Source organism: Mycobacterium kyorinense, from assembly GCF_002101735.1.
Classification (GTDB): domain Bacteria; phylum Actinomycetota; class Actinomycetes; order Mycobacteriales; family Mycobacteriaceae; genus Mycobacterium; species Mycobacterium kyorinense.
This window is the reverse complement of the sequence record NZ_LQPE01000062.1, coordinates 1-11,841: the sequence shown is the minus strand read 5'-3', so window position 1 is coordinate 11,841 and position 11,841 is coordinate 1. Positions and strand designations below refer to the sequence as shown.

The 11,841-nt window shown below is 68.1% G+C and carries 11 protein-coding genes; 4 read left to right on the top strand and 7 right to left on the bottom strand.

Annotation, left to right across the window (positions count from 1 at the left end; translation table 11 throughout):
* The 3 genes from AWC14_RS08995 to AWC14_RS08985 all read left to right on the top strand — a co-directional run.
* The coding region (locus tag AWC14_RS08995; protein ID WP_158089878.1) for a tyrosine-type recombinase/integrase at positions 1–639 on the top strand (639 nt) is incomplete at its 5' end.
* Positions 636–1,073, top strand: a complete 438-nt coding sequence (locus AWC14_RS08990) for a DUF6262 family protein (protein WP_085241171.1) — start codon at positions 636–638, stop codon at positions 1,071–1,073. The genes AWC14_RS08995 and AWC14_RS08990, both read left to right, overlap by 4 nt.
* Entirely contained in the window at positions 1,070–2,092 is a 1,023-nt protein-coding gene (locus AWC14_RS08985; RefSeq protein ID WP_085241169.1) for a PDDEXK family nuclease, read from the top strand. The genes AWC14_RS08990 and AWC14_RS08985 overlap by 4 nt, the downstream gene beginning before the upstream one ends.
* Before the next feature lie 120 nt (positions 2,093–2,212).
* Here AWC14_RS08985 and AWC14_RS08980 read toward each other — a convergent pair whose 3' ends face one another.
* Together AWC14_RS08980 and ssd are read right to left on the bottom strand one after the other, a co-directional pair.
* Positions 2,213–3,289, bottom strand: a complete 1,077-nt coding sequence (locus tag AWC14_RS08980; protein ID WP_085241167.1) for a TadA family conjugal transfer-associated ATPase — start codon at positions 3,287–3,289, stop codon at positions 2,213–2,215.
* Positions 3,286–4,326, bottom strand: coding sequence for a septum site-determining protein Ssd (gene ssd / locus AWC14_RS08975; RefSeq protein WP_045384278.1), 1,041 nt, complete (start codon positions 4,324–4,326; stop codon positions 3,286–3,288). Before ssd ends, AWC14_RS08980 begins: the two co-directional genes overlap by 4 nt.
* Before the next feature lie 441 nt (positions 4,327–4,767).
* Between ssd and AWC14_RS08970 the strand changes: the two genes are divergently transcribed.
* Complete coding sequence (locus AWC14_RS08970; protein WP_045384253.1) at positions 4,768–5,625, top strand: HAD-IB family hydrolase; 858 nt, start codon at positions 4,768–4,770, stop codon at positions 5,623–5,625.
* A 436-nt stretch (positions 5,626–6,061) separates the two neighbouring features.
* Here AWC14_RS08970 and AWC14_RS08960 read toward each other — a convergent pair whose 3' ends face one another.
* Genes AWC14_RS08960 through AWC14_RS08940 form a run of 5 tightly spaced genes read right to left on the bottom strand, consistent with a single transcriptional unit; the run spans position 6,062 to position 11,721 of the window.
* Positions 6,062–6,805 (bottom strand): hypothetical protein, encoded by a 744-nt coding sequence (locus AWC14_RS08960; RefSeq protein WP_045384280.1) that lies wholly within the window; start codon positions 6,803–6,805, stop codon positions 6,062–6,064.
* Entirely contained in the window at positions 6,795–8,384 is a 1,590-nt protein-coding gene (locus AWC14_RS08955; protein ID WP_045384255.1) for a dipeptide ABC transporter ATP-binding protein, read from the bottom strand. Before AWC14_RS08955 ends, AWC14_RS08960 begins: the two co-directional genes overlap by 11 nt.
* The gene (locus tag AWC14_RS08950) at positions 8,381–9,202 is read right to left on the bottom strand and encodes an ABC transporter permease (protein WP_045384257.1); all 822 of its coding nucleotides are present in this window, start codon (positions 9,200–9,202) and stop codon (positions 8,381–8,383) included. Before AWC14_RS08950 ends, AWC14_RS08955 begins: the two co-directional genes overlap by 4 nt.
* On the bottom strand, positions 9,195–10,121 hold the full coding sequence (locus AWC14_RS08945) for an ABC transporter permease (RefSeq protein ID WP_045384260.1): 927 nt from the start codon (positions 10,119–10,121) through the stop codon (positions 9,195–9,197). Before AWC14_RS08945 ends, AWC14_RS08950 begins: the two co-directional genes overlap by 8 nt.
* A 1-nt stretch (position 10,122) precedes the next feature.
* The gene (locus AWC14_RS08940; protein WP_045384262.1) at positions 10,123–11,721 is read right to left on the bottom strand and encodes a peptide ABC transporter substrate-binding protein; all 1,599 of its coding nucleotides are present in this window, start codon (positions 11,719–11,721) and stop codon (positions 10,123–10,125) included.
* Positions 11,722–11,841 lie beyond the last annotated feature (120 nt).

Sequence of the window (11,841 nt, the reverse complement as noted above, 5' to 3'; positions counted from 1 at the left end):
CAAACACACCGGCTGCGCCACACCCGGGCCACCGAACTGCTCAACGACGGTGTGCCGTTTCACGTCGTGCAGCGTTACCTCGGCCACAAGAGCCCTGAAATGACCGCCCGGTATGCCGCCACCCTGGCGGCCACCGCTGAGGCGGAATTCCTCAAACACAAGAAGATTGGGGCACACGGCGCCGACATCGACATCACCCCACACGACATCTATGAAATGACCCAACTCGCGAAGCGCACCGACCGTGTGCTGCCCAACGGGGTCTGCTTGCTGCCGCCGCTGAAATCCTGCGACAAGGGCAACGCCTGTCTATCCTGCGGGCACTTCGCTACCGACGCCACCCACCTGGCCGAACTACGGCAGCAGCTCGCCTCCACTCAAACCCTCATCGCGCAGCGTCAAGACCAATACCGGCAACGCTCCGGTCGCGAACTCGGCGAGGACAACATCTGGATCATCGAACGCCGCCGCGAAATCGCCTCCCTCCAGGCGATCATCGACCGGCTCACCACAGAGGAAGCCGGTTCGGTGGCCGGCGCCGGCGCCGCCAAGCGACTGCCGCTGCTGCAGATCCAAACCCGCGGCGCGCACCAATCCGCACTCGACAAAGCCCGCCGCCGCCGCACCGGAGAACCGTGACCCCACCGCGATCGACCGAAGGCCTGCTGGACAGCACCAAACGGCGCAAGGCTGCGACCCGCGCCAAGGTCCGAAAAGCGCTGCGCGAGATGAAGAAAAAAGGGCGCACCATCAACATCAACGCTGTCGCCAACTACGCCAAGGTCGCGCGCAAGACCATCTACAACCACCCAGACTTGCGCGACGAGATCCGCGCGGCAGCCACTGCGCCGAGGCCACGGCCGACCACCCCACCCGGCGACGAGGCCAACGGCGAGACCAGCATCACCGCCGCACTGCGCGACCAACTCCGCAGCCAGAAAACCCGCTACGAAACCGACATCGCCACACTCAAATCCCAGGTCAAGCAACTGCAACAAGAATTGGCCACCGCACACGGAGAACTGCACCGACTCCGCAATGCCGGCGGCCGTCCACAACGAGGAACGTCATGAAGTTCAAACGGCGAAACGCCGCCGACCTCGCCGACTTGATCTGCGGAAACGTCGGCTCCGACGATCCAGGCTTCGGCGAGAAGCCCAAGTACTTCCCCTACCGGTCAAGCAGCTACATCACCGAGTTCTTCGCCGACCTCGACACCGACTGGGTGCATGGCGGCTCGACTCGACAGTGGTGGGTCGCCGACGTCATCGAATCCATCCTTAACGAACCCCACGACGGGCCACACCAACCTCCGCAGACCTTCTGCCGTCTCATCGACCAACTGATGGACCCGCGCGAGGCGCTCAACGAAGGCGCCGACCGTCCCCGCGCACTGGCGCAACTCAACGACGTGCTCACCCGAGAAGGATTCGAAGCGTTCTACGCCGAAGACCGTCACTGCTATCTACGCCACCTCGGCAGCGACACCGTCACCATGCTGCAAGCCAATCCCCACCGACCACTCACCCCCGCCGAAAACCAAAGGCGCACCGACTTATCCGCATACCTCGACACCTGCAGCGAAGATGCCCTCATCGAACACGTCCTCCTGCCACTCTTCCGGCAACTCGGCTTTCACCGCATCACCGCCGCAGGCCACAAAGACAAGGCACTCGAGTACGGCAAGGACATCTGGATGCGCTACACCCTGCCCACCCAGCACCGCCTCTACTTCGGAATTCATGTCAAGAAGGGCAAACTCGACGCCTCCGGAGTCACCAAGACCGGCAACGCCAATATCGCCGAAATTCACAACCAGGCACTGATGATGCTGGCCCACGAGATCTTCGACCCTGAACACAACAAACGGGTTCTCGTCGACCACGCCTTCATCGTCGCGGGCGGCGAAATCACCAAAGCGGCACGCAACTGGATCGGTAACGCCCTCGACGCCTCCAAACGGAGCCAAATCATGTTCATCGACCGCAACGACATCTTGAACCTTTATGTCGTGACAAACCTCCCGCTACCCGACGCTGCCGTGGCGCCCTCCGGTCCGTGGACCACAGATACCGACGAACCGCCCTTCTAGGCGAACAGCCAACGCAGCGTCAAGGAGCTACTCGCCACCCCGGCGGCCCTCGGAGACTACTCACCGTCAATGCGCATGCGATACAGCAAGCCGCGACAGGTAACCACGAAGGGAACACCGTTACAGATAAGACTGACACCGACGAGATGCTCGGCATTCCAAATCCACGTGGGTACCTGTCTTACACATCCCAATCGACGTTACAGATAAGACCGCCGCGGCGAGCTGACTGTGCAGCGCCGCCCGGTCGAGGCCGCCCAGCGCACCCAACGCCTCCAACCGTGCTGGGACTTCGCCGGGGTTGTTGGCGTGCACGGTGCCGGCGCCGCCGTCGTGGCCGGTGTTCAGCGCCGCCAGCAGATCGACGACTTCGGCGCCGCGGACCTCGCCGACCACGATGCGGTCGGGCCGCATCCGCAGCGCCTGACGGACCAGTTGGCGCACTGTCACCTCGCCGACCCCCTCGACGTTGGCGCAGCGGGCGACCAGCTTGACCAGATGCGGATGCGGAGGCGCCAGCTCGGCGGCGTCCTCCACGCAGACGATCCGCTCGTGGGGCGAGACCGCGCCGAGCATGGCGGCCAGCAGCGTGGTTTTACCGGCGCCCGTTCCGCCGCTGACCAGAAACGCCAGCCGCGCGGCGATAATCTCGCCGAGCAAGTCGGCGGCTTGCGGCGCGATGGCGCCGGCCGCGGTCAGCGCCGCAAGATCCTGGGTGGCCGGCCGCAGCACCCGCAACGACAGGCAGGTGCCCGCGGCGGCGATCGGCGGCAACACCGCGTGCAGTCGCACCGCGAACTCCCCGGTCCTCACGCCGGTCAGCTGACCGTCCACCCACGGCTGCGCGTCGTCGAGACGGCGACCGGCCGCCAACGCCAAGCGCTGCGCCAGCCGTCGCACCGCGGCGTCGTCCTCGAAGCGGATATCGCTGCGCCGCAAGCCGTTGCCGTCGTCGACCCAGACCCTGTCGGGCGCGGTGACCAGCACGTCGGTGGTGCCCTCGGCGCACAGCAACGGCTCGAGGATGCCGGCGCCGGTCAGCTCGGTCTGCAGTGTCCGAAGGCTGCGCAACACCTCGGTGTCGCCGAGCACTCCGCCGGACTCGGCCCTGATCGCGTCGGCCACCACGGTCGGCCGCAGCGGCGCGGATTCCGCGGCCAGCCGCTCGCGCACCCGGTCGATCAGCGAACCGGTCATGCGGCCTCCGCCACCGCACGGGCCGGCAGCACCGCAAGTACCCGGCGGGCGGCGGCCGCCAGCGCCGATCGCCGCCCCAATCTCAGTCCGCCGTGCTCGAGTTGCTCGGCCAGCCGCGGCTGCGGGCGCATCGACGCCAGCAGTGGCACACCGGCGATGGCGGCGATCTCTGCGGCCCCCAACCCGCCGGGAGACGGACCACGCACCACCAGCCCGAGGTTGGGGTTGATCGCGGCGAGCAGCGGGGCGACCGTCACGGTGGCCGCACATGACCGGACGTCGCAGGAGGTGATGACGACGACAAGATCGGCGGCGTCGAGTGCGCACTGGCCGGCGTCGGTCAACCGGCGGGGGACGTCGCACACCACGGTTGCGCCGCCGCGGCGGCCGGCGTCGATGATGGCATCGGCGGCCCGGGCGTCCATCTCGTATCCGTGCCGGGTACCCGAGAGCATGCTGACCCCGCGGAGCCGGGGTAGCGCGTCGCGCACCGCCGACCAGTTCAGCCGGCCACCCTGCAGCCTCAGGTCGGGCCAGCGCACGCCCGGCGTGGTTTCACCGCCTAGCAGCAAATCGATGCCGCCTGCCCATGGATCGAGGTCGACCAGCAGCGGCTCGCGGGCCGCCTGCGCGAGCGCGGCCGCCAGTACCGAGGCGCCCGCTCCGCCGTGCCCGCCGATGACCGCCACGACGTGCCCGCGAGCGGTGCCGTCGCGCGCCGACTCGGCGGCGTCGGCGAGTTCGCGGACCAGTTCGGCGTCCTGAGCCGGCAGGGTCAGGACATGCTGGGCGCCGACCCGGGTGGCAGCTGCCCAGGTTGTCGAGACGGGGTCGGTGGTGCTCAGCACGACGACGTGAGAGCGGCGCGGCAATCCGCTGCCGGCGCACCGCAGCGCGGCCGCCTCGTCCAGCAGCACCGCCGCGGCAGCCGCCCAGCCTTTCCGGCTGACCGAGGCGGCGCCGGCGTGAACCACTCGTACACCGGCGGCCGCGGCGACGCGGTCGACCTCGGGGCGCAGCGCGGGTTCGGCGAGCACCGTCAGGACGCCGGCGCTCTCGGTTGCGGTGGTCACCTACTCACCGTGCCGGGCGGCGACGGCGGGCGGCCAGCATCGAACTGGCATCTGTGGACAGACCACGATCTGTGGACAACGCGCGGCGGCGCTTCTGGAACGTGTTACTGGCGGCGAACTTGCCCGACAAAAGGGACGACCCCCGCCAGGGGGGGAGGAGGCGAGGGTCGTCGTGTATCAGCCCCGGGGGGTCGGGCTGATACACCCTCGGCTTATCGCCGAGTACTGCTTACTATACACATGACAGCGCTACCTAGCGCAAGTGCTGCTTGCAATAGAAAGCATGATGTGCAAATAGGTCGCCGCAACCACGTAATGCCATCTGTGGACAGGCGAACCCCGGCTGACCGGCTGTTTTGTTCATTGGTCTCGCGACGCAGCACTTTGCACCCCTATGCTTGGCCGGTGACCGTCTCCGACTCGGCCGCTGATCAGCAAACATCACCGCAAGCACCCGACGCCGCCGGTCCGCACGCCCGAACCGCCGCTTTCTTCGACCTCGACAAGACCATCATCGCCAAGTCCAGCACGCTGGCGTTCAGCAAACCGTTTTTCAACCAGGGTCTGATCAACCGGCGCGCGGTGCTCAAATCGAGCTACGCCCAGTTCCTCTATCTACTGTCGGGCGCCGACCACGATCAGATGGACCGGATGCGCATCCACCTGACCAACATGTGCACCGGCTGGTACGTGGAGCAGGTCAAGTCGATCGTCAACGAGACCCTGCACGACATCGTCACCCCGCTGGTGTTCGCCGAAGCCGCCGACCTGATCGCCGGCCACAAATTGTGCGGGCGCGACGTGGTGGTGGTGTCGGCCTCCGGCGAGGAGCTGGTGGCACCGATCGCCCGCGCGCTCGGGGCCACCCACGCGATGGCGACACGCATGGTGGTCGAGGACGGCAAGTACACCGGCGAGATCGGGTTCTACTGCTACGGCGAAGGCAAGGTCCAGGCCATCCGCGAGCTGGCCGCCCGCGAAGGCTATGCGCTCGAGCACTGTTACGCCTACTCCGACTCGATCACCGACCTGCCGATGCTCGAAGCCGTCGGGCACCCGAGCGTGGTGAACCCGGACCGCGCCCTGCGCAGGGAGGCCATCGCCCGCGGCTGGCCGGTGCTCAGCTTCTCCCGGCCGGTGTCGCTACGCGACCGCATCCCGGCGCCCTCGGGCGCGGCGGTGGCGACGACAGCCGCGGTGGGCGTCAGCGCGCTGGCCGCCGGAGCGGTCACCTACTCGCTGCTGCGGCGCTTCGCATTCTGACGCTCAGCAAACTTCTGGGCGTCCCCGTTGCAATCTCGTTTCATGGTTTTCACACATTTGACCCTTGATGTGATTCCGGTCACGTAGTACAAAGGAGACACGGAAGCCCGGTGAGGCCAAGGTCGATCCGGAAGAGAAGGTTCGATCTCCCGACCCGGGCCCCCAGCACGGTACCCGGCACCCACGCGGAGCCACAGCCGCGAAAATGGCAGAAGTGTTGCGGGCCTGCGTAATTGCGAAAAGCGGACGGCCAGGACGGCCCTTTGGGTGGGGCTATGGTCGAGCGCATCGCAAGATCGCCGAGGCCACCCACGCAGCCCAGAAGTTGCACGCTTGGTAGCCGCGGTCCGTGCTAGCGGGCGGCGACCCGAACACTTCGGATCGTCGCCCGCTTCACATGTGTCGGGCCATCTATCAAGAGCGTTCGCTGGCAACCTTATTGACCGAATGATTCGGCGATCGACAGCGCCTCGCGTCCGCCGTCCTGCATGGCCTTGCAACACAGTTTCAGCCAAGCCGTGATGCCGTCGGCAGTGCCCGATGCGAATCCGCGTGCCGCGGCGCGATAGTCGGCGGCGCGGCGCATCCAGGTCACCTCAGGCACGCCGAGCCCGTGCGGGTCCAGCCCGCTGGCGATGGTCACCAGTCGCGACACCGCACGCGCCACCACGCCGTCGGCGCTGCCGAACGGGGCCAGCGTCAGCAGCTCGCCGTGGGCGACGGCGGCCACCACCGGCGCAGGCGCCTGCGTGCCGCCGCTGACCAGGTCCGCGAGCAGCTCGAGGCGCGGCCCGACGTCGGCGTCGCGGCGGGGCCGGCCCAACCGGTCCTCGTCGACCTGGTCCGCGGCGGCCAGCATGTGCAGCCGGGCCAGCGCCTGCAGCGGCGCCCGCTGCCACACCGCGACCAGGTTGGTCTCGCCGCCTTCCAGCGCCTGGGCCACCCGCAACGCACCGGGGAAGACGGGGTCGCTGGTGGCCGACTCGTCGAGCTGGATGGGCCCGCCGTCGAGCACCGACGACGCCCGCGCCGCCCGCAGCGCGGCCTCGGCGGCGGTCACCGGCCAGCCACGCAGGTTGGCCCGATGCCGATGGGCGCGCCCCAGCGCGTCGCGGGCCTGCTCGGCCGCGACGGCCACGCCGGGCAGCTCGGTCAGCGGGGCCAGCGGGTCAGTTGTCACGATGTGCACCATAGGCGGGTATGGCCTCCAGCAGCTGGCGGGTGTACTCGTGGCGCGGCTTGGCGAACAGCTCCTCGGTGGGCGCCTGCTCCACCACCCGCCCGGCGCGCATCACCAGAACCTCGTCGGCGATCTGCCGAATCACTGCCAGGTCGTGGCTGATGAACAGATAGGTCAGGCCCAGCGCGGCTTGCAGTTCGGTGAGCAGGTCGAGAATCTGTGCCTGCACGACGACGTCGAGAGCGGACACCGCCTCGTCGCAAACCAGGACCTCGGGGCGCAGCGCCAGCGCCCGGGCGATCGCGACCCGTTGGCGTTGACCGCCCGACAATTCGCGAGGGCGCCGGCTCAGCAACGACGCCGGCAGCGCGACCTGCTCGGCCAGCTCGTGCACCGTCTGTCGGCGCTGTCGGCGGTCACCGATCCGGTGGATGCGCAGCGGTTCCTCGATGGCGCGGTACACCGAGTACATCGGATCCAGGCTGCCGTAGGGGTTCTGAAACACCGGCTGCACGCGCCGGCGATCGAGCGTGGCGATGTCTGAAATGTTCAAGCCGTCGAAAACGACGCTGCCCGACGTCGGTTGCAGCAGCCCGAGCACCATGCGCGCCAGCGTGGACTTGCCCGACCCCGATTCGCCGGCGACGGCGAGCGTGGTGCCGCGGCGCAGCCGGAACGACACGTCGTCGACGGCGCGCAGTTCCGTGTGCCGCCACGGCACGCCGCGGGCCTGCCGGTAGACCTTGGTCAGCCCGCTGGCGACCACCACGTCGTCGTCGGGCCGGCGGGTGTGCACTCGGTTTTGCCCCACGGGCACACGCAGCGACGGCGCGGTGGCGACCAGCCGTTGGGTGTACGGATGCTGCGGCTTGGTCAGGATCGTCTGCGCTGCACCGGTTTCCACCACCTCGCCGCGGTGCATGACGACCAGCCGCTCGGCTCGTTCGGCGGCCAGTGCCAGGTCGTGGGTGATCAGCAGCAGCGCGGTGCCCAGTTCGGCGGTCAGGCGTTGCAGGTGGTCGAGCACCCGTCGCTGGACCGTGACGTCGAGCGCTGAGGTGGGCTCGTCGGCGATCAGCAGCCTGGGCCGGCCGGCCAGCCCGATGGCGATCAGCGCACGCTGGCACATGCCGCCCGACAGCTGGTGCGGGTATCGCCGCGCCTGGGTTTCCGGGTCGCTCATCCCGGCGTGGGCGAGCAGTTCCACGGCGTCTGTATCTCGGACATTGTTGGCGCGCAATGCTTCCCGCACTTGGAAGCCAACTTTCCACGCCGGGTTCAGGTTGGACAGCGGGTCCTGCGGCACATACCCGATGCCCGAACCGCAGATGGAGCGCAACGTGCGCCGGTCGGCCGACGTGATGTCGACACCGTCGAACATGATGCGCCCCGCGGTGATTCGCCCGCCGGGCGGCAACAGCCCGAGAACCGCTGCGGCCATGGTCGATTTCCCCGAGCCGGATTCGCCGACGACGGCGACGGTCTGCCCGTGGTCGACAGTGAGATGCGCTGCGCGGACGGCCACCTCGTCACCGAAGCGGGCCTCGAGGCCCTCGATGCTCAGCAACGGCGCGTTCATGTCCGTGGCCTCGGGTCGAGCGCGTCGCGCAGGACGTCGCCCATCATCATGAACGCGAGCACCGTGATCGCCAGTGCGCCCGCGGGATAGAACAGGATCGGCGAGCCCGCCCGCAGCCGGATCTGGTCCACGTTGATGTCGCCGCCCCAGGACACCACCGACGGCGGCAGCCCCACACCGAGGTAGGACAGCGTCGCTTCGGTGACGATGAACAACCCCAGCGCGATGGTCGCCACGGCGATCACCGGGCCGACGGCATTGGGCACCGCGTGGCGGACCAGGATGCCGAACCTGCTCAGCCCCAGTGCTTTTGCGGCAAGCACGTAGTCGCTGCCCCGCACTTCGAGCACCGCGCTGCGCGCGATCCGGGCGATTTGCGGCCAGCCGAACAACGCCAGGATCGCGATCACCGTCCACACCGTGCGGTGATGCATGACCTGCATCAGCACAATGGCGGCCAGCAGCAACGGGATTCCGAAGAAGACGTCGGCGACGCGGGAGACCGCCGCGTCGATCCAGCCGCCGTAGAAGCCGGCCATCGCGCCCAGCACGCCGCCGACCACGAACACCGTCAATGTCGCGCCCAGGCCGACGGTGATCGAGGCCCGGGCGCCGTAGATGGTGCGGGCATAGATGTCGTGGCCCTGCAGGTCGGTGCCGAACCAGTGCGCCGCCGACGGCGCCAGCATGCTCTGGTCGGGATCGGCGTAGCCGGGATCGGCGCCGGTGAACAGCGTCGGGAACGCGGCCATCACGACAACCAAGCCGATCAGCGCCGCGGCGACAAGGAATTTCGGCCGGCGCCACAACTCAGCCATAGCGGATCCTGGGATCCAGCGCGGCGTACAGCAGATCCACCAGCAAGTTGGTCACCAGGTAGACCACCACCAGCACCGTCACGATCGACACCACCGTCGGCGCCTCCTGGCGGGTGACCGCCTGGTAGAGCACGCCGCCGACGCCGTGGATGTTGAAGATCCCTTCGGTGACGATCGCGCCGCCCATCAGTGCGCCGAGGTCGGCGCCCAGGAAGGTCACCACAGGGATCAGCGAGTTACGCAGAATGTGCACGGTCACCACCCGCGGTCGCGACAAGCCCTTGGCGGTGGCGGTGCGGACATAGTCGGCGTGGGCGTTGGCCGCGACCGCAGAGCGGGTCAACCGCACCACGTAGGCGAATGACACCGAGCCCAACACTATGCCGGGCAACAGCAGCCGGGCGAACGTCGGCTGATCGCCCACCGTGACCGCGGCGATGCCCAGTCGAACCCCGAACACGAACTGCGCCAGGAACCCCAGCACGAAGATCGGGACCGCGATGATGGCCAGACTGCCGATCAGCACGGCAGCGTCGAAAATGCCGCCCTGGCGCAGCCCGCCGATCACCCCGAATCCGACGCCCAGCACCGCCTCCACCGCCAACGCGATCAACGCCAGCCGAATCGTCACCGGAAACGCTTGGGCCAGAACGCTTGTCACCGGCAGCCCGGAGTAGGCGCGGCCAAGGTCGCCGCGCAGGATGCCGCCCAGGTAGTGCAGGTACTGCAGCCAGAACGGGTCGTCGAGGTGGTACTGCGCCCGCAGCTGCGCGGCCACCGCGGGACTCATCGGCCGGTCGCCGCCCAGCGCGGCGATCGGGTCGCCGGGCAACAGGAACACCATGCCGTAGATCAGCAGCGTGGCGCCGAGGAAGACCGGGACCATGACCGCGATGCGCCGCGCGACATACCAGCCCATCTCAGGCCTTCACGATGTGTTCGTAGTCGGGCAGCCCGTTCCAGGTGAGCACCACGTTGCTGACCGCCGATGACCGGCCGGCCACGGTGACGACGTACCACAGCGGTACGACGGGCATGTCGTGCAACAGGATTCGCTGAGCCTCGTTGGTCAGCGGGTAGGACTGCGCCAGGTCGGGGGCGGCGGCGGCACGAGCGAGCGCCGCGTCGAAGCGCGGGTTGGAGTAGCCGACGTCGTTGGCTCCGGCGCCGGTGACGAACAGTGGTTCCAAGAAGCTGAGCATCGACGGGTAGTCGCCTTGCCAGCCGGCCCGAAAAGCGGTGGTGATGCTGCGGCTGGTGATCTGGGTGCGAAACCCGGCGAAGGTTGGTTGCGGCGCGCCGGCCGCGTCGATGCCCAGCACGTTCTTGATGCTGTTGGCCACCGCGTCCACCCACTCCTGATGGCCGCCGTCGGCGTTATAGCCGATTGCGTACCGCCCGCTCCACGGCGAGATCGCATCGGCCTGTGCCCACAGCCGCCGCGCCCGGTCGGGGTCGAAGTTCAGTACGTCGTTGCCGGCGATGCCGGGGTCATACCCCGGCAGGGAGCTGGCGGTGAAATCGCGGGCGGGCTCGCATGTTCCGTTGAAGATCTGCCGGCAGATCTGCGGTCGGTTGATGGCAGCGGCTATGGCGAGACGGCGCAGCCGGCCCTCCTCTCCACCGAAATGCGGCAGCCGCAGCGGGGTGTCGAGCGTGCGGTTGGTCGCGGCGGGAGCGGTGACCGCGCGGTCACCGAGGTCTCTGCGGTAGACCGGCAGCACACTGGGCGGAATACTGTCCAGCACATCGAGATTGGCCCCCAGCAGGTCAGCGTAGGCGGTGTCGAGGTTGGCGTAGAGCACGAAGCGCAAACCCTTGTTCTGCGGTGCCCGGTTGCCGTGGTAGCCGGGGTTGGGCTCCAACTCGATTTTGAGGTTGTGCAGCCAGGCATCCCGGTCGACGAGGCGGTAGGGGCCGTTGCCGATCGGGTGCTGCCCGAACGCCGCCATGTCCTTGAACGCCACCGGCGGCAGCGGATAGAAGGCCGAAAACCCAAGGCGCAGTTTGAAGTCGATGGTCGGAGCCTTGAGCCGGACGGTGAAGCGGTGGTCGTCGAGCACCCGCAGCCCGGACATGGTGCGGGCGGTGGGCTCGGCGCCCGCGACGTCGTCGAAGCCGACGATCGGGCCGAACAGGCTTTGCTGCAGTTGAGCATTGGCGGCCAGCGCGCCGTAGTTCCACGCGTCGACGAAGGAGTGCGCCGTGACCGGCGAGCCGTCGGAGAATGTCCATCCCGGTTTGAGGGCGATCGTGTAGGTGACGTTGTCGGTGGTCTCGATCGACTGCGCCACCTCCAGCGACGGTGTGCCTTTGGCGTCGTAGGACATCAGCCCGGCGAACAGCCGGTCGATGATTCGCCCGCCGTTGGTGTCGTTGGTGTTGGTGGGGATCAGCGGGTTCTGCGGCTCGCCGGCGTTGACGATCACCACGTGCGGGTTGACGGCCGGGCCGGCGCAGCCGGTCAGCGCCAGCACTACGGCGACAACCATCGCTGCCGCCGCCACCGCACGCACCATGCCGCCGACCCTAGCTACTTCGACCTGAAAAAGTCGCGCCTGGGCTAAGTGGCTGGCTGGGTCGTATCCAGTTTTGCGCATGAATGTGGCTGCGGTGCTGTCGATCACGCGGCGGGGGCA